Consider the following 19970-nt stretch of genomic DNA (forward strand, 5'->3'; position numbering starts at 1 on the left):
CTTCGTCGGACAGGTAAAAACCTGTAAAGTTTGATTCGTTCATCACGTTAAATCCCATTCATCATCACCAACTCCTGTTTTAAGGCTCCAAAAAACAAATCGATATGTTCTTTTTGAATGGTTAATGGTGGTAGAATCCGGATTAAATTCGGGTTTTTGGCACTTCCAGTAAATATCTTATGCGTGTGGATGAGTTTTTTTCGGAGTTCTGCTACTGAAAAATTAAACTCCAGTCCCAACATCAATCCACGACCCTTGATGCTTTTTAAATGGGGTAGATGCTGTGCTTTCTTAATAAAATAAGCCGACATCTCATCTGCATTTTCCATCAGCTTTTCTGATTCCAAAACCTTTAAGACGGCTAAAGAAGCGGCACAAGCCAAATGATTCCCACCAAAAGTTGTTCCTAACAACCCAAACGACGCTTTAATAGTTGGATGGATCAAGATGCCTCCAATTGGAAATCCGTTACCCATACCTTTGGCCATGGAAATAATATCTGGGGTCCAACCGTATTTTTGAAATGCGAAGAATTCGCCAGTTCTTCCAAAACCAGATTGGACCTCATCGGCAATCAACATGGCATTGTAGGTCTTGCACAGTTTTTCCAGGCCTTGATAAAACTCAGTGGTACTTTCATCCAATCCACCCACACCTTGAATGCATTCAATAATAACGGCACAGGTTTCTTCTTTTTTAAGAATGTTTTCTACCGCTTTTAGATCGCCTAAAGCCACAAAATCTACATGTTGTTGTGCGTTTAATGGGGCGACAATTTTGGGGTCGTCAGTGGCAGCCACTGCCGCTGAGGTACGTCCGTGAAACGAGTTTTTAAACGCAAGAATGTTCTTTTTTCCTGTATGAAAAGACGCTAATTTGAGTGCATTTTCGTTGGCTTCAGCGCCGGAATTACACAAAAATAATTGATAGTTCTTGCATCCTGAAATGCGTCCAAGGTCTTTGGCTAACGATTCTTGCAACGGATTTTGAATCGCGTTACTATAAAAACCTAAATTTTTTACTTGGTTGGAAATGGCCGCTACATATTCTGGATGCGAATGGCCTATGGAAATTACGGCATGACCACCATATAAATCTAAATATTCGACGCCTTTGTCATCAAAAACAGTAAGATCTTTGGCACGTACCGGCGTGATATTAAAAAGCGGATAGACATTGAATAAACTCATATTTGTTCTTTTCTAATATTACTGATTTTATTGTAGGAAGCCACCATACCTTGTATCAATGACGAACTTAGACCTTTGTGCTCCATCTGATTTAAGCCTTCAATTGTACAGCCTTTTGGCGTTGTTACACGGTCAATTTCCTCTTCAGGATGGTGACCATTGGCAATTAATAGACTGGCAGCGCCTTCACTGGTGTACATGGCCAATTCTTGGGCTTCTTTAGCATCAAAACCTAATTGTATGGCGGCTTGGGTAGTGGCGCGAATTAAGCGCATCCAAAATGCAATGCCACTGGCGCAAACAACTGTTGCTGCTTGCATTTGCGATTCTGGAATGACCAAAGAATGTCCTAACCGATTAAAAATGGCCTCCGCAACCTTAATGCGTTTAGTGCCTTTAACATTGCTACAGATACAGGTCATTGATTTTCCCACGGCAATAGCGGTATTGGGCATGGCTCTAATGATAAACTGATCAGCACCAATAATAGTCTCAATTTTCTCAATGCTAAACCCAGTAACGGTTGAAATCAACACGTGATTTTCTGTAATTAATGGAGTAAATTCCTTTAATACCTTTTCTAAATGGGAAGGTTGAACGGCTAAAATGATAATATCCGAGTTTTTAAGTGCCAAAATATTGTCCGTAGTGAGGAACACATTTTTGTAACCTTCAAATTCCGTAATGCTGTCCGTATTTCTTTTGGTGAGATAAAGTGTGGTAATTGCATTAGTGGTAATCAAACCTTTTGCGATCGATTTCCCTAAATTTCCTGTGCCGATGATTGCTATTTTCATATTCATGTCCGCGAAGGCGGGTATCTCTTAATTAAACTTCAACGTTGTTCTTTTTTGTAAAGACCTTTCAGTCCCGAACGCTTTCGGGATAAAACGTGAAAGGTCTAATGACCTATTAAAAATAATTTGCTTTAAGCAATAATCCTTCGGTTTCTTCAAATCCAAGCATCAAGTTCATGTTTTGAATCGCTTGTCCCGAAGCACCTTTCAATAGGTTATCCACAACACTTGTGATTAACAATTTGGTGTTGTGTTTATACAAATGAAGAATACATTTATTGGTATTGACTACTTGTTTTAAATGGATTTCTTCATCAGAAACTATTGTAAACGCAGCGTCTTTATAATAGGTTTTATACAAATCTTTGGCCTCATTCAAACTTCCATCAAAATCAGTATAGGCCGTTGTGAAAATTCCTCTTGAGAAATTCCCTCGATTGGGCACTAAAATGACTTCAGACAGGGCGTCTTTATGCAACGCAAAGAGGCTTTCATTGATTTCCCCCAAATGTTGATGTGAAAAGGCCTTGTAATGTGAAAAATTATTATCTCGCCATGAAAAATGGGTCGTATCTGATAATGAGGTTCCGGCACCTGTTGCACCGGTCACGGCGTTGACATGGACATCGCTTTTTAAAAGTTGATGGGCTGCCAACGGCAAAAGTGCCAATTGAATTCCCGTAGCAAAACATCCTGGGTTGGCAATAGAGTTTGCTTTTTGAATAGCATGTTTGTTAAGTTCAGGCAATCCGTAAACAAAATGCATTCCCTTAAAATCACGATCTTTTTCCAATCTGAAATCATTGCTTAAATCGATGATCTTAGTTTGAGACGAGAATTTATGACTTTCCAAAAACGCTTTTGAATTGCCATGGCCCAAGCACAAAAACAGAACATCCACCTCTGGATTGATCATACTTGAAAATTCCAAATCGGTGCTGCCCACCAAATCTTGATGTACTTTATGCACTTTATTTCCAGCGTTGGAGGTACTATAAATAAAATCAATATTTGTTTTTGGATGGTTCAAGAGCAACCGGATCAATTCGCCTGCCGTATATCCTGCACCTCCAATAATCCCAACGTCAATCATGATTCTGAATTTACTTGGTGATAGATTTTATTTTGATTGCCAATGATTTTTATAAACCCTTTGGCTTCATCTGCGGTCCAACCTTTGTTCATTTCGCCATAACTACCAAACTTCGCATTCATCAAATCATGAGCAGAGCTGATGCCATCTAAGCTGAAATGGTATGGCTTTAAGGTCACTACAACCTCTCCCGATACATTTTGTTGGCTACTTTCTAAAAAGGCTTCTATGTTTCGCATGACTGGATCCAAATATTGGCCTTCATGCAAATGCATCCCGTAAAAACTGGAGAGGTATTCCTTATGCTGCAATTGCCATTTCGTAAGGGTATGTTTTTCCAATAAATGGTGTGCCTTTACCGTGATGAGTGCCGCAGCAGCTTCAAAACCAACCCGACCTTTAATTCCAACAATAGTATCACCAACATGAATATCACGCCCAATAGCATAGGCCGAAGCAAGCGTATTTAAAAGCTCAATATTTTTCTCTGGTGTATTCGCGTTTCCATTGAGTGCTACAAATTGTCCTTTCTTGAACGTCAAGGTTACTTTTTCTGCACCTTCTTTTTCCAATTGTGACGGATACGCGTAATCTGGCAATGGTTTTTCAGAAGTTAAGGTTTCTTCCCCACCAACACTCGTACCCCAAAGCCCTTTATTGACGGAGTATTTCGCTTTATCCCAAGACATATTTACCCCATTACTTTTAAGATAATCAATTTCTTCCTGTCGGGACAATTTTAGATCTCGAATAGGGGTGATAATTTCAATATGAGGTGCCAAGGTTTGAAAAATCATATCAAAACGGACCTGGTCGTTTCCTGCCCCTGTACTACCATGGGCAATATATTGGGCGTTGATACTCTTGGCGTATTCAACAATTTCAATGGCTTGAATGATACGTTCTGCACTTACCGATAACGGATATGTATTGTTTTTTAGGACGTTTCCGTAAATCAGATACTTGATCACTTTCTCATAATAAGATTTTATAGCGTCAATATTTTTATAGGTAGAAACCCCCATTTTATAGGCATTGGCTTCTATGTTTTTGATTTCTTCAGAAGAAAACCCGCCGGTATTCACACTTACCGCGTGTACTTCATAGCCTAAATCCTTACTGAGATGGACCGCACAGTATGAGGTATCCAATCCGCCACTATAGGCTAAAACTAATTTTTTGCTCATGATTTATCTTTTTTTAAAAACAAGTTCTGTTTGATTTGTTTTAATCGTTGGAACACTTTTGTTTTCACTTCTTTTGGTTCGTCTCTATCTTTAGCTTTTGGATCGTATAACATGCCCGTACATAAACACATTTTTTGTTCGGTCCGTTGAAGAATGTCATAATTTTTACAAGTCTGACATCCTTTCCAAAAACTTTGATCATCGGTTAATTCTGAAAATGTCACTGGTTTATAGCCCAGTTCGCTGTTCATTTTCATAACCGCCAATCCTGTAGTAATACTGAATATTTTAGAATCTGGGAATTTCTCTCTGGAATGTTGAAAAACACGGGCTTTTATTTTCTTGGCCAATCCTTGCTCTCTATAGTCAGGATGTACGATCAATCCGGAATTGGCAACAAACTTACCATGTCCCCAAGCTTCAATATAACAAAACCCCGCAAAAGTGTCGCCATCTAAAGCGATAACTGCATTTCCGTTTTCCAATTTGGTCATGATATATTCAGGTGTACGTCTTGCAATACCTGTACCTCTTACTTTTGCTGATTCCGCAATGGTGTCGCAAATGATCTGAGCGTAAATAGCATGAGATTTATTAGCAATAACAATGTCCATTGTTCTGATATTTAAATTAAAAAAAATTAAGATTATGTTGTCGAGAAAAAAGAACCGGACTCACCTAAGTTCCAAATATAGTGCGCACCCTTAAGGGCGACGGAACAATACAGGACATATCCTAATACGGTTGCTATTTAAAACAACTGAATTTGAAAAGTAAATTATATGTAGAGATGTGATCAAGGTGAAAAAAATAAATATACGTTAGCGACTTCTTTTTAGGTTAGAATGCACAGCGTCTGCGCAATACCATTGCGGGACTTGATGGACGTATTTTATTTTTCATTAGAATCATAGATCAAAAGTAACATTAAATTTAGTATTTCAAATAATTTTTAACTTTTTTTAAAGAATATAGTCGGTACTCATGAAATTTGAGGCTTTGCTGTCTAGTAAATTCTTTAGAATGGCATTGTTATAGGCATTGTCCTTTGAAGCCACAAAAGTTCTTATGGAAAATGAACGCAAGGCGTCATGGACACTCAAGGTGGCTACGGCAGAATCTTTTCTACCGGTAAAAGGATACATATCCGGTCCGCGTTGACAGGAACTGTTCAAATTGACACGACATACCAAGTTCACCAAAGTATCAATTAAAGGCGCCAAGGTTTTGATGTCGCTTCCAAATAAACTGACTTGCTGTCCGTAATTTGAGGCCGCCATATCATTTAAAGGTTCATCAATATCTTTGAACGAAAGTACTGGAATTACAGGACCAAACTGCTCTTCTTGAAATACGCGCATGTTTTTATTAACGGGATATAATACTGCTGGAAAAATGTAATTTTCAGAAGTTTCACCGCCTTTTTTATTCAGGATTTTTGCTCCTTTTTCGAGAGCATCGTCAATTAACTCTTGAATGTATTGTGGTTTATCTGATTCAGGTAGTGGCGTTAATTTAACACCGGCCTCCCAAGGATTCCCAAATTTTAAAGCATCAACCCGAGCTGAGAAACGTGTATTGAAATCCTCAACAATGTCTTCATGTACGTACACTATTTTTAGTGCCGTACACCGTTGCCCGTTAAATGATGTTGTACCCGCGACACACTCGTCGATAGCCAGATCCAAATCGGCATCTGCAAGAACAATGGCCGGATTTTTTGCTTCCAATCCTAAGACTAATCGTAATCTATTACTTTTTGGATGTTCGTTTTGTAAAGCATTCGCTGATTTGCTATTCCCTATAAGTGCTAGAACATCAACTTTCCCAGACTGCATAATTGGTGTGGCAACCGTTCTTCCACGACCATACAGAATATTAACAACACCTTTTGGAAAACTGCTTTGGAAAGCTTCCAATAAAGGAGAGATCAACAAGACTCCGTATTTTGCTGGTTTGAAAGTCACCGTGTTTCCCATGATCAAAGCAGGAATCAACAACGCAAAAGTTTCATTTAAAGGATAATTGTAAGGTCCTAAACATAAGACGACGCCCAACGGACCCCTTCGGATATGGGCATAAACGCCATCGTTTTTTTCAAATTTGGCATTATCGCGATCCAGTTGTTTGTACTCTTCAATCGTATCGTAGATATAATCGACCGTTCTGTCAAACTCTTTTTCTGAATCGGGTAGGGTTTTGCCAATTTCCCACATGAGTAATTTTACAATTTCCTCACGCTTGGTTTTCATTTGGGCCACAAAGTTTTCCATGCATTCAATTCGGTCTTTGACTTTCATGGTTGGCCATAAACCTTGACCTTTGTCATACGCGTTAACTGCAGCATCTAAAGCATCTAAAGCTTCTTTTTTGCTTAAGTTAGGAATGGTACCCAACAATGTTGGATGATAGGTCTCAGTTGAAGATATTGTAGAATAAACTTCTGAGCTTTCTCCAGACCAGGGTCTTAATTCGCCATCTATTAAATAGCTTTTTTGATGGATAAGTGATTTTATTTGAAACTGTTCTGGAATGTTATTCATAAGATGGGTTTATACTAAAAATTGAAATAAATCGGGTTTGTCGTTAAGGTAATCGCCATAGAAATTTCGAAGTTTCATTTTGGTAATCAGAGGCTGTAAATCATCTGCTGATTTTAATTCCAATCCCACTACGGCAGCACCGTTATCACGATTGGTTTTTTTGGTGTATTCAAAGTAGGTGATATCATCTGTGGGTCCTAAAATATCCACCACAAATTCACGCAAAGCACCTGCACGTTGAGGGAACTTGATGATAAAATAATGTTTTAGATTGGCGTATAATAGGGCACGTTCTTTTATTTCGGCGGTTCTGGTGATGTCATTATTACTTCCGCTGACGATGCAAATGACATTTTTACCTTTTATTTCATCGGCATAATGGTCTAAAGCTGCAATACTTAAAGCACCTGCAGGCTCTACAATAATGGCGTCCTTATTATACAGGTCGAGCATGACTTCACATACTTTACCTTCATCAACCGTAATCATGGCATCCAAATTTTGCTGGCATATAGCAAAGTTTAAATCGCCCACACGTTTTACAGAAGCACCGTCAACAAAATTTTCTATTTTTTTTAGCTCCGTATTTTGTTTGTTTTGAATGGAAGTGGACATAGATGGCGCGCCTTTAGGTTCCACCCCTATAATTTTTGTGTTAGGGGATAATTCCTTAAACACAGAAGATAATCCCGCCGACAATCCGCCACCACCAACAGGTACAAATACATAATGGATTGGGTGCTGGGCCTGATCAATAATTTCCAAAGCCATAGTTGCTTGCCCTTCAATTACTTTTTCATCATTAAATGGATGGATAAAAGTTTTGTTTAAGCGTTCGCATTCTTCCATTGCAGCCGCGTTGGCATCATCAAACGTATCGCCAATCAAAATAACTTCAGTATAATCTTCACCAAACATATTGACTTGTTCAATTTTTTGTTTGGGCGTGGGTGCAGGCATGAAAATAGTGCCTTTAATTTTTAATAATTTACAGGATAATGCAACGCCTTGAGCATGGTTTCCGGCACTGGCACACACAATTCCGTTTTCAATTTGCATTGGGGTCAAAGATGCCATTTTATTATAGGCACCTCTAATTTTGTAAGAGCGTACTTGCTGTAAATCCTCACGTTTAAATAAGATGTTGGATTCAAATTCTTTTGAATAGCGCTTGCTCACGGTCAGCGGTGTTACATCTGCAACATCTTGTAATTTTCTGGCGGCTTCTTCAACAGCTGCCATACTTGGGTAATATATTTTAGTTTCAACCTTCATCACAATTCTTTAGAGGCAGGAGGAACACTCCTGCCTTTTATGTTAACACATCCTTAGGATGTAAAAATTTCTTTTATACTAAAACCGAATCTTCAACTTCAGCATCAGTTTTTATGACTTTCATGGCCGTCATGGCAGCCCTTAAACGCTTCCCAGCTGTTTCAATAGGGTGGTTTCTAATGGCTTCATTAACCGCAATCAATTCTTGATTGTCCACGGCATTTGATGTTGAAAAAGAAGTTCCAATTGTTTTCGGATCGACATTTTTCATGAAATCTACCAATAAAGGTTTGGCGGCATGATCAAATAAATAACAGCCATATTCTGCCGTATCAGAAATAACGCGGTTCATTTCGAACAATTTTTTTCTTGCGATGGTATTGGCAATTAGCGGCAATTCGTGCAAGGATTCGTAATAGGCAGAATCTTCAATAATACCGGCACTCACCATAGTATCAAAGGCTAATTCTACCCCCGATTTTACAAAGGCTATCATCAGCACCCCATGATCAAAATACGTTTGTTCAGGAATATGATCAGTAGTTAATTCTGTTTTTTCAAAAGCAGTTTCGCCAGTTGCAGCGCGCCACTTTAAAAGATTTACATCATCATTGGCCCAATCTTCCATCATGGTTTTTGAGAAATGCCCAGAAATGATATCGTCCATGTGTTTTTCAAATAATGGCTTTAGAATGGTCTTTAATTCCTCTGCCATTTCAAAGGCTTTAATCTTTGCAGGATTAGATAAGCGGTCCATCATATTTGTGATTCCGCCATGTTTCAAAGCTTCAGTGATGGTTTCCCAACCTAACTGAATCAATTTAGCCGCATAATTGGCATTGACACCTTCCTCAACCATTTTATCGAACGCTAGGATCGATCCGGTTTGCAGTACCCCACAAAGAATGGTCTGTTCACCCATTAAATCACTTTTTACTTCAGCAATAAAAGAAGATTCCAAAACACCTGCTCTATCACCTCCAGTGGCAACTGCATAAGCTTTGGCCTGTTCCAAACCTTTTTGTTCTGGATCATTTTCTGGATGTACCGCAATTAGTGTTGGCACCCCAAAACCACGCTTATACTCTTCACGAACCTCAGTTCCTGGACATTTTGGAGCTACCATGATAACGGTAAGATCTTTGCGAATCTTAGTGCCTTCTTCGACAATATTAAAACCGTGGGAATAGCTTAAGGTTGCGCCTTTTTTCATCAATGGCATGACCGTTTTCACAACATCAGTATGTTGCTTGTCTGGCGTTAAATTCAAGACTAAATCCGCAGTTGGGATCAACTCCTCATAAGTACCTGCGGTAAATCCGTTGGAAGTTGCATTTTTATACGATGCACGTTTTTCTTTAATGGCTGCGTCACGTAGGGCATATGTAATATCCAAGCCGGAATCGCGCATGTTCAAACCTTGGTTTAAACCTTGGGCCCCACACCCTATAATAACTATTTTCTTTCCTTTTAGCGCAGTGATGCCGTCTGCAAATTCTGAAGCCTCCATAAATCGGCATTTTCCTAATTGCTCTAATTGTAATCTTAACGGTAATGTGTTGAAATAATTTGACATTTTATTTTGATTTTTAATGTTGAAATGCTTCGAGCATTTTTGATATTTTCATTTCGTCTTTGGTTACTGCAATGCGTCCTGAACGGGTAAACTGCATAATTCCAAAAACACTTAATTCACGGTGTAATAGTTCTAATTCTTCTTTACGCCCAGACTTTTCAATGACGAAAAATTCTCTGTTAACAGTAACGATTCTTGCGTTGCTTTCTTTAATGATGTTTTGAATTTGACGTTCGTCAAACAGTAGATTAGATCTGAGTTTAAATAAGCAGGACTCTTGATAGATGGTTTCTTCTTCCGTATGGTAGTAGGCTTTGATGACCTCTACTTGTTTTTCTATCTGCCCGATTACTTTTTTCATTCGTTCTTCCGAGAGCTTCACCACAATGGTCCATTTGGATACATTTTCAATCTCAGAAACCGATGAGTTGATGCTTTCGATATTGATGTGGCGACGTTGAAAAATTGCCGAGATACGATTCAATAATCCGATGTTATTTTCCGTATAAATGGAAACGGTATATAAATTGGTTTCATTCATTTTTTTAAGATGTTTTTTTTGAGATTATAGATATTAGAATATAGATATTGGACGTCTACCTCAATTTGATATAATCATCTATTTATTCGATACTCTATTTTCTGTATTCTTTATTTATCTATTATGATGTCTTAATCCTCCATGCTTCATACTTTCCCCTTATTCCAAACGGATGTCTGAAACGCTTGCACCCGTTGGTATCATTGGAAATACGTTGCCTTCTTTTTCTACGCGTACTTCTAGAAAGTAGGGTCCTTCACAAGCCATCATTTCAGCAACGGCCTTTTTTAAATCTTCTCTTTTGGTTACTTTTTGCGCCTCGATATAATATCCTTTTGCAATAGCGACAAAATCTGGATTGGTCATTTCGGTGGAAGCATATCGTTTTTCGAAAAACAACTGTTGCCACTGGCGAACCATTCCTAAGAACTCATTGTTTAAAACAACAATTTTCACGGGTACTTTTTGTTGAAAAATAGTGCCTAATTCTTGAATGGTCATTTGGTAACCACCATCGCCAATAATTGCTACCACATCGCGCTCTGGTGCTGACATTTTCGCCCCAATGGCGGCAGGAAGTGCAAATCCCATTGTTCCCAATCCGCCAGAAGTGATATTACTTCTGGTAGTCGTAAACTCTGCATATCGACATGCGATCATTTGGTGTTGGCCAACGTCGGTTACAATAGCAGCATTTCCCTTGGTTTGAATGTTGATTTCCTTGAGCACTTCGCCCATGGTCAAACCTTCTTTTGTAGGATGGAGGTCATCTTTTATGACTTTTTCGTATTCTATGGTGTACAAATCTTTAAATTGTTGATGCCATTCGGTATGCGAATTTGGTTTGAGTAATGGCAATAATTGGGATAGACTTTCTTTGGCATCGCCCAAAACTGACACGTCGGTTTTTACGTTTTTATCAATTTCAGAAGGATCAATTTCAAAGTGAATAATTTTAGCTTGGGTGGCATAAGACTCCAGTTTTCCCGTAACACGATCGTCAAAACGCATGCCAATTGCAATTAAAACATCGCATTCATTAGTCAACACATTGGGTGCATAATTGCCGTGCATGCCTACCATCCCAACATTTAATGGATGCGCTGTTGGGACTGCAGAAGCACCAAGAATAGTCCATGCCGCTGGGATGCCTGCTTTTTCAATAACGGCGATCAATTCTTTTTCGGCTTCACTTAAAATAACGCCTTGTCCCCAAACGATAAATGGTTTCTTAGCGGAATTTATTAAAAGCGCTGCCGCCTTCACATCGTCAATATCAGTTTTTGGGACCGGATTATAACTTCTGACGCCTTTGCATTTTTCATAGGAAAAATCAAACTCTTCAAATTGGGCATCCTTAGTAATATCAATCAATACTGGTCCTGGACGTCCACTTCTGGCAAGATAAAATGCTTTGGCAATCACTTCAGGAATTTGGGAGGCTTTGCTGATTTGATGATTCCATTTTGTTACCGGGGTAGAAATACCAATAATATCCGTTTCCTGAAAGGCATCACTTCCCAATAAATGTGAAGCCACTTGGCCAGTAATACATACCATAGGCGTCGAATCTATTTGTGCATCAGCAATACCAGTGATCAGGTTTGTAGCACCAGGTCCAGATGTAGCTATCGCCACCCCAACTTTTCCTGAAATACGTGCATAACCTTGGGCAGCATGGGTAGCGCCTTGTTCATGACGGGTGAGAACATGGTGAATTTGATCTCTAAACTTATAAAGTTCATCGTATACAGGCATAATTGCACCACCTGGATATCCATAAAGAATGTCCACACCTTCAGCAATCAAACATCTGATGATCGCTTCACTACCTGAGATTCGCATTGTGGTAGTGGTGGTTTTTTCTTCTTTATTTAATGTTTGTGTGTCTTTCATATTGAAAAATATTTTTTATTCCTTTTGATCCCGATAGCTGTCGGGAGGAATCTCCAATAGTCTTTTAATTTCTATTTAGGGCTTCTTAAATCAAAGATTCCTGCCTTCGCAGGAATTTTAGAATTCATCCGTTACACATCCTTTGGATGCCGATGAAACTGTTCTTGCATATTTATATAGAACGCCTCGCTCAAATTTTAATGCAGGCGCTTGCCATTTTGAACGTCTGTCTTGAAGTTCTTCTTCTGATACTTCTAAAGTAATGGTATTGGTTTCGGCATTAATGGTAATAGTATCACCATCTTTAACCAAGGCAATCGCGCCGCCTTCTTGAGCTTCAGGAGTGATATGTCCTACCACAAAACCATGGGTACCTCCTGAAAAACGACCGTCTGTAATCAATGCCACATCTTGACCTAATCCTGCGCCAATAATGGCGGCAGTTGGTTTTAACATTTCGGGCATTCCTGGGCCACCTTTTGGACCCTCATAACGAATAACGACAACATCGCCTTTTTCTACTTTTCCATCTCTAATGCCATCATTGGCGGCATATTCTCCTTCAAATACTTTAGCTTTTCCTACAAAACGTAGGCCTTCCTTTCCGGTTATTTTAGCCACACTTCCTTCTGTAGCTAAATTGCCATAGAGCATGCGTAAATGGCCAGAAATTTTTATCGGTTTTTCTATAGGCATGATCACGTCTTGACCTTCTTTTAAATCGTCTACATCCAAAAGGTTTTCTGCCATTGTTTTTCCAGTAACCGTCATACAATCGCCATGGAGCATTCCTTTTTTAAGAAGATATTTTAAAACTGCAGGTATTCCGCCAACAGCGTGTACATCTTCCATCAGATATTTTCCGCTTGGTTTTAAATCGGCTAAAAATGGCGTATTATCACTGATATTTTGAAAATCCTTAAGTGTAAAATCTATTTGTGCCGCTCTTGCAATAGCTAAAAAATGGAGTACTGCATTGGTAGATCCCCCAAGAATAGTCACTAACCTTACAGCATTCTCCAGAGATTTTCTGGTGATGATGTCTGAAGGTTTGATGTCTTTTTCCAATAAGAGTCGCATGGTTTCACCCGCCTTAATAGATTCTTGTTGTTTGTCTTTGCTCAGGGCAGGGTTTGAAGAGTTATAGGGTAAAGTCATTCCCAAGGCTTCAATAGCCGAAGCCATAGTGTTTGCAGTGTACATGCCGCCGCAAGCGCCTGCGCCAGGGCAAGCTTTCTCAACTATAGTTTGGTATTCAGTTTCTGACATGGTGCCTGCAACTTTACTGCCCCAAGCTTCAAATGCGGAAACGATATCCAATTTTTTTCCATTATGGCAACCTGAATCGATGGTACCGCCATACACTAAAATACTTGGACGGTTCAAACGAATCATCGCCATTAGAGCGCCGGGCATATTTTTATCACAACCTACCACAGTTACCAAACCGTCATAACTCATGGCTTGAACCACAGTTTCCATGGAATCTGCAATAATGTCACGAGAAGGCAAGGAATAACGCATCCCAGGAGTTCCCATGGAAATGCCATCGCTCACACCAATCGTATTGAAAATCAATCCAATGATATCTTCATTTTTTGTGCCTTCTTTCACCAATTTTGCCAAGTCGTTCAAGTGCATATTACACGGATTCCCTTCATAACCTGTGCTGGCAATGCCAATCATGGGTTTGAAAAAATCGTCGGTCGTCAATCCAATAGCGTGCAACATGGCTTGTGCTGCGGGTTGAGTTGGATCTTGAGTGACTGTTTTACTGTATTTATTTAAATTACTCATAGTGCTTTTGAAAATTTGTTTTTTCGTTGTCCTAAAACTTCTTGTTGGTACAACTGCATTAATTTAAATCCTAAGGAATCTGTCCATCTTAATGGAAACTCGTAATCATCTAAAGATTTGAGTCCAACAACTTCTGCTGCCGTTCCCGTAAAAAATGAACTGTCTGCTTGTTTCAATTCTTCCAATTTGAAATGCTTTTCTTCAACCGGGATGCCTTCTTCTTGACAAATTTCTAAGATGGTAGAACGTGTAATTCCTGCCATGATACTCCCTTTTTTAGGCGTATATAACTTTCCGTTTTTTTCCATAAAGATGTTTGCCCCTGAACATTCTGCCACATTGCCATGCATATCCAATAACAACGCTTCATCAAAACCTGCGTCTTTGGCTTCATTGGTGGATAAAATGGAGTTGATATAATGCCCGGTCACTTTTGCTTCCACAAAACAGGATTTTGGATTTGGACGTTCAAAAGAAGAAGTCATCACACGCAATAATTTATCGCCCATTAATTTCCCCCATTCCCAACATTGCATGGTCAAAATGGATTCCTTTGAAGTATATAATCCCATATTGGCACCTGTACTGATCAAAGGACGGATATAGGCGTCTGCAAGGTTGTTTCTTTTTAAAAGATCGTAGGTGATTGCTGTAAGCTCTTCAACAGTATAGTTGAAAGGAATCCCCATAACCTCAGCGCCATATTTTAATCGCTCGTAGTGTTCTTTAGCTTTGAAAATTTTGGTGCCTTCAGGAGTTTCGTAAGATCTAATGCCTTCAAAAACGCCATTGCCATAATGTAAAGTTTGGCTGTATAAATTACCCGTGGCGGCTTCAGGCTTTAGATATTCACCGTTGTGGTAAATAATAGTTTGGTTGTTGGAATACGCGTTCATAATCATTTAAAGTTTTAAAATTACAATATAGAATTGTTTCAAGGTTTCGAATTTGCAGTTTGAGACTAAACTCAGTGTTTATCTTTAACATCTAAAATTCTGATATTCAATTTTTTAGAATAGTTTATTTATGACGTTCAAATGCTAAACTTTTCAATTAAAAAAGCCTGTATCTCAATTGATACAGGCTTTTATGGAAATAGCATACTGTATCAACTAACTCGAGTTAATAATAATCACGCTAATAATGACAATAATCTGATTCATGGGTACAAAAAAAGCCTTCCAAATATGAGGAAGGCTTTACGTTTTATTTTTAAACTTTAGATACCATTCCTCATCGTTGTGAAATAATCACAACGCTAATAATAGAAATAATATTTAAGTTTTGTCTGTTCATTTATTTTTCAAAAATCAAAAATTATTATTTCAAAACCTAATATTTTTGTGAATAATGTTTGAATATGTTTTTTAAATTCATTGTTGTCTGATAAAGAATCAAGACCACAGCACTTGTAGAATCAAGAACAAAGACTTGATTATAAATAATTTACAAACCTTTGTTGTTAAAATTGCCCGATTACTTCTCTTAAGAAATAATTTCGAAGTAAGAACTCAAATCTTTAGGCCGAATTCCTGCTCGCATTAATATTTCCAAACAAAGAACGCATCACAATCTTTTCATACACTTTTATTTGTGCGTCATCCCGTGGGGATTCTTTCTCCAATTCCTGTATTTTCTTTAAGGCATATTGCTGGATGGTCAAAAGGGGCAACACAATGGATTCCCGTATGCTAATGGACGCTTTACCAGAAGGTTCTTCCTGCATCAATTCAGTAAAGCCAGTCAATTTAAGGATCAAACGCTTAGTGATGACGTATTCGTCATGGATGATGTTCCAAAAAGGACCATATTCAGGATCGTCGGACATGTATTTGGTCAGATCAAAGAAGGATTTTGACAAGGACATCATGCTGTTCTCAATCAATGTTTTGAAAAAACTTGAAGTCTTAAATAGATGTTGTACTTTCTCAAATTCATTGGCATCTTCATAATGTTTTAAAGCGGTTCCAACCCCAAAGAATCCTGGGACGTTTTGTTTAAGTTGGCTCCAAGATCCAACAAACGGAATGGCTCTTAAGTCTTCAAAAACAAGACCTTCAGATTTGCCGCGTTTTGTTGGCCTACTTCCAATATTGGTTTTGGAATAGTATTTTAAGGTACTCATATTCTCTAAATAAGAAATGAATTTTGGATGTGCCTTAAAATCGGCGTACGCTTTATAACTCAAGGTGGCCAGGTTGCCCATGACTTCCCTATTCTCAGGCACCATACGTAAATCAGAATCACTTAGGCTATTATGAATACCAGCACTTATTAACTGTTCCAAATTATATTGTGACGAATCTAAAGTGCCAAAATTAGAACTAATAGTCTGTCCTTGAATGGTCAATTGTACTTCTTTGTCTTCAATAGTAGGTCCTAAAGAGGCATAAAAATTATGTGTTTTTCCACCGCCACGAGCAGGGGGACCACCACGGCCATCAAAGAAAATAACGGTCACATCATACTTACGTGAAATTTCAGTGAGGCGTTCTTTCGCTTTATAAATAGCCCAATTGGCCATCAAATAGCCACCGTCTTTGGTACCATCACTAAACCCAAGCATGATGGTCTGTTTGTTATTTCTTGATTTTAAATGTGCACTGTATGCCGAATTTGTATAAAGCTCTTCCATGACCAAATGAGCATTTTCCAAATCGGTAATGGTTTCAAAAAGAGGACCGATATCAACGGTCATTTGATCTTGAAAGGCAACGAGCTTTAACATCGCAAACAATTGCATCACATGGAGCGTGCTTTGATTATTACTGATGATATATCTGTTGCAAGCCTGTTCGCCATTCTTTTCCTGAATGGTTTTAATAGCTTCAATGATTTGTAGGGTTTTCAATGTTTCGTCATCTTTTATCAAAGAGAAGTCAATTTGCCCTTTAACCTTTGAGAGCACTTCCACTTGTTCAGATGGTGAAAGTTCGAAATAGTTTTTCGGAAAAATAGTACTGCCATTTTTTAACAGGGTTTTGACTAAATCAATAAATACTTTTTCGTGGGCACGGCTGTCCTGACGGATATCCAAAGTTGAAAAATGATATCCGAAAAGATGGATTTTATTGAGTAAACTGTTGATTTCAGAAACATACAAAGATTGGTGCTCATCAATAATAATGTCCTTTACTGAATTTAATTCTGCCTTTAAATCTTCTAAATTTAATTCAGAAGGATTGCCAATCATTAATTCGTACAATTCCTTCTCAAGTTGCGACATTCTCTCCTCAATTCCTCTAAAGGTGAGTTTTCTTTTCAGTCTTCTAACATCGCGATAATAATTTTTAATAATGGTTTCTTTTAAACGCTCTGCCACTTTGAGAGTGATTTCAGGCGTCACAAAAGGGTTTCCATCGCGATCACCACCAGGCCAAAAACCAATATTGATGATGTTATTGTCAATTGTCTTTCCGTCAAATATATTCTGTTGGATATAGTCGAAAATGTCCCCAAAGGATTTATAAAAAACATTCTCCAAATACCATATTAAGCTGACGGCTTCATCATAAGGCGTTGGTTTTTCATGTTTAAAAAATGGTGTTTTCCCTAATTGTGCGAGTAAATCGTTAATACGAAGCAAATCATTTTCCTTAATAGCTTCGGTCAAATCTGTAATAATACCTAAAACGGAACCTGGGTAAAATTGAGTAGGGTGGGCGGTCAGTACAATACGGACTTTAAATTCCTTCAGATATTTACGGAGCAATTCCATTTTGTTTTCTGCTGTCACGCTTTCTTTCAAACTCCTTAAGGTCCCAATCCCATCCATATTATTGACTATCGGGAATGCCGCGTCCTCTATGGCATCAAACAACACGACTTGACGCTCAATATATTGGATAAAACGAAACAGTAAGTTGATTTGGCTTTCTGGATTGCGTCTGGCTTGGTATTTTTCAAAAAATGAATTGACAATAGTGGTAGGGTCCATCCCTTCACTAAAGCCTTTTCGGCAGGTCTCATGAAACAATGGCAATAAAACACCGGTTTTCGTGACGGCATCAAAGGGCAAGGTCATGAAAATACCATTGTAAATTTGATATTTTGATAAAACACTTTGATTAAAACGCGTTAATTTTGGTTGTTTTGACATTTGTTTGAATTGATTTAAACCTCTAAAATTAATAAAGCTAAGTGTAAAACGTGGATATATTTGAAATTTTTACCGAATAACGATATTATAGAGGCCTAGTTTTAGGATATCGCAATATAAAGATACTAAAATGTTGAAATTAGTGGCCGTTAAGCATTGTGGATAATAGAAGCGTACCCACAACTATTAAAATAATGGACAATAATCCTCCTATGATCAAGAAATGCCTAAACTTATAGGCTCCAGTTCCGTAAATTAAGGTGTTGGTTTGGTAGCCCATAGGTGTAAAGAAACTAAAATTGGCGGCAAACATAACCGCAAGAATGAATGGTTTGGCGGGTAAATCTAAGCCAGCAGCAAGAGTTATAGCTATTGGTGTTATGATGACCGCAGTGGCGTTGTTGGATATAAAACCGCTCATGACCATCGTAATCGAGAAAAGTACGCCTAAAATTATAATATTGTTCTGTCCCGTAAGCAGGTCCAATAGAACCTCTGATATCCAAATGTCGGTCTTGGAGTTGTTCATTGCTATTCCCAACGGAATCATTCCCGCCAATAAAAAAATGATTTGCCAGTTTACCTTTTTATAAATCTTGGATAAATTGATACAGTCTGTTATAAGAAGCAACGCAACGCCAGCCAATGCACTTGATAAGATGGTCAGTACTCCACTTGCTGCCAACCCAACAACCATTACCAAGGCCAAGAGGCTTATGGCTCTTTTGTACGGATTGATTTTATAATCTTCTTCATGGTGTCTTAGTACTATAGTATTGTCAATGGAATATAGATGTTTGATTTCATCTTCTTTTGCCTTCAAGAGCAGTTTATCTCCCGCTTGTAAATTGGTGTTTTTTATGATTTTTGGAAGGTTGAGACGCATTCCCTTTTCAAATTGTCTTCTGTTTTGGATTCCTAAAGGCCTCGCTACATTAAAGAGCAAGGTTTTAATTTCGGAAAACGATTTATCAATAAATTCAGAACCTGGAAGAATCAACAATTCCACAAAGCTGTATCGACTTTTTCCGCTTTCGTTTTCAAGATCCGCATCCATATCTTCCGGAAAATACAATTCATTTTCAGAGGTAAGCCTAAAATCATCTTTAGAGATGGAAGCGTAGGCTTTGACATCACTTAAAACGACTAATTTATCATCCACCCTTAGCGTGGTATTAGGACCAGGGGCATTGTTGACAATATCATTACGGATAAGCCTTAATACACGGATATCTGGATTTTTATAAAATTTAGCATCGGCAATTGCAGTACCAATAAGTTTTGATTCCGGCTTTACCGTCAATGTGAACATAAACGTGTTGTCAACGAAAGTGTCTGTGAGATCATTGTTATTGGATTTTGGCAACCATCGGCTTGCAAAGGTCATGAACACAATCCCAACGGCCAATAAAATAACACCATATATCGTAAATTCAAAAAACGAAAACTGTTCTGCTCCTAATTTTTGAGCCACGGAATTCACCAAAAGATTTGTGGAAGTTCCCATTAAGGTACAGCTCCCTCCCAATATACCGGCAAATGAAATGGGCATTAACAATTTTGGAGCCGAGAAATTATACTTCTCTGAAAGTTGCGCAATAATCTTAATGAAAATAACGACCACTGCCGTGGTACTAATAAATGATGAGATGGATGCCGATATGAGCATGAACGCCGGAACCATCAAAACCATTGGCAGAATTTTCAGTTTTTTGATGGATTGGGTTAACAGATCAATAACACCATTATCCTCTAGACCAATCGCCAAAATCATGAGCATCAAAATAGTGATGGTGGCGGAGCTGGAAAACCCACTGATAGCCTCTTCAGGAGAGTTCAAACCAGATAAAACAAGCGCTACAATGATAAGGAATGCAATCTTATCTATAGGCATTGCTTCGGTTGCAAAGAGCAGAATTGTTACTCCCAGAATGATAAATACAAGGATGATCTCAAAACTCATGGCAACCGATATT

At 38.4% G+C, this 19970-nt stretch carries 14 protein-coding genes; all 14 read right to left on the reverse strand.

Features of this window, described 5'->3' with window-relative positions; all coding sequences use genetic code 11:
- Positions 1 to 47 precede the first annotated feature (47 nt).
- Positions 48 to 1190 (reverse strand): aspartate aminotransferase family protein, encoded by a 1143-nt coding sequence (locus VLZ86_RS08330; RefSeq protein ID WP_325450212.1) that lies wholly within the window; start codon positions 1188 to 1190, stop codon positions 48 to 50.
- A complete protein-coding gene (gene proC, locus VLZ86_RS08335) occupies positions 1187 to 1987 on the reverse strand; it encodes a pyrroline-5-carboxylate reductase (protein WP_325450214.1) in 801 nt (266 codons plus the stop codon). The genes VLZ86_RS08330 and proC overlap by 4 nt, the downstream gene beginning before the upstream one ends.
- A 115-nt stretch (positions 1988 to 2102) precedes the next feature.
- Positions 2103 to 3080 (reverse strand): N-acetyl-gamma-glutamyl-phosphate reductase, encoded by a 978-nt coding sequence (gene argC, locus VLZ86_RS08340; protein WP_325450216.1) that lies wholly within the window; start codon positions 3078 to 3080, stop codon positions 2103 to 2105.
- Entirely contained in the window at positions 3077 to 4267 is a 1191-nt protein-coding gene (locus VLZ86_RS08345; protein WP_325450218.1) for an argininosuccinate synthase, read from the reverse strand. Before VLZ86_RS08345 ends, argC begins: the two co-directional genes overlap by 4 nt.
- Positions 4264 to 4881: a GNAT family N-acetyltransferase gene (locus tag VLZ86_RS08350; protein ID WP_325450222.1), complete on the reverse strand. Its 618-nt coding sequence runs from the start codon at positions 4879 to 4881 to the stop codon at positions 4264 to 4266. Before VLZ86_RS08350 ends, VLZ86_RS08345 begins: the two co-directional genes overlap by 4 nt.
- A 348-nt stretch (positions 4882 to 5229) precedes the next feature.
- A complete protein-coding gene (locus VLZ86_RS08355) occupies positions 5230 to 6810 on the reverse strand; it encodes an NADP-dependent glyceraldehyde-3-phosphate dehydrogenase (RefSeq protein ID WP_325450224.1) in 1581 nt (526 codons plus the stop codon).
- 9 nt (positions 6811 to 6819) lie between these two features.
- Positions 6820 to 8085, reverse strand: coding sequence for a threonine ammonia-lyase IlvA (gene ilvA / locus VLZ86_RS08360; RefSeq protein WP_325450226.1), 1266 nt, complete (start codon positions 8083 to 8085; stop codon positions 6820 to 6822).
- Between the two features lie 73 nt (positions 8086 to 8158).
- Positions 8159 to 9661 carry a ketol-acid reductoisomerase gene (gene ilvC, locus VLZ86_RS08365; protein WP_325450228.1) on the reverse strand — a complete coding sequence of 501 codons (1503 nt, stop codon included), beginning with the start codon at positions 9659 to 9661 and terminating at the stop codon, positions 8159 to 8161.
- 13 nt (positions 9662 to 9674) lie between these two features.
- Positions 9675 to 10202: an acetolactate synthase small subunit gene (gene ilvN, locus VLZ86_RS08370; RefSeq protein WP_325450230.1), complete on the reverse strand. Its 528-nt coding sequence runs from the start codon at positions 10200 to 10202 to the stop codon at positions 9675 to 9677.
- Between the two features lie 159 nt (positions 10203 to 10361).
- A complete protein-coding gene (ilvB, locus tag VLZ86_RS08375; RefSeq protein ID WP_325450232.1) occupies positions 10362 to 12098 on the reverse strand; it encodes a biosynthetic-type acetolactate synthase large subunit in 1737 nt (578 codons plus the stop codon).
- Positions 12099 to 12215: 117 nt separating this feature from the next.
- Positions 12216 to 13895, reverse strand: a complete 1680-nt coding sequence (gene ilvD, locus VLZ86_RS08380; RefSeq protein ID WP_325450234.1) for a dihydroxy-acid dehydratase — start codon at positions 13893 to 13895, stop codon at positions 12216 to 12218.
- Positions 13892 to 14791 (reverse strand): branched-chain amino acid transaminase, encoded by a 900-nt coding sequence (locus VLZ86_RS08385; RefSeq protein WP_325450236.1) that lies wholly within the window; start codon positions 14789 to 14791, stop codon positions 13892 to 13894. The genes ilvD and VLZ86_RS08385 overlap by 4 nt, the downstream gene beginning before the upstream one ends.
- Before the next feature lie 623 nt (positions 14792 to 15414).
- A complete protein-coding gene (locus VLZ86_RS08390; RefSeq protein WP_325450238.1) occupies positions 15415 to 17994 on the reverse strand; it encodes a phosphoenolpyruvate carboxylase in 2580 nt (859 codons plus the stop codon).
- A gap of 139 nt (positions 17995 to 18133) precedes the next feature.
- Complete coding sequence (locus VLZ86_RS08395) at positions 18134 to 19957, reverse strand: SLC13 family permease (protein ID WP_325450240.1); 1824 nt, start codon at positions 19955 to 19957, stop codon at positions 18134 to 18136.
- Positions 19958 to 19970: the final 13 nt, after the last annotated feature.

Source organism: Gelidibacter sp. (assembly GCF_035515035.1).
Lineage (GTDB): Bacteria > Bacteroidota > Bacteroidia > Flavobacteriales > Flavobacteriaceae > Gelidibacter.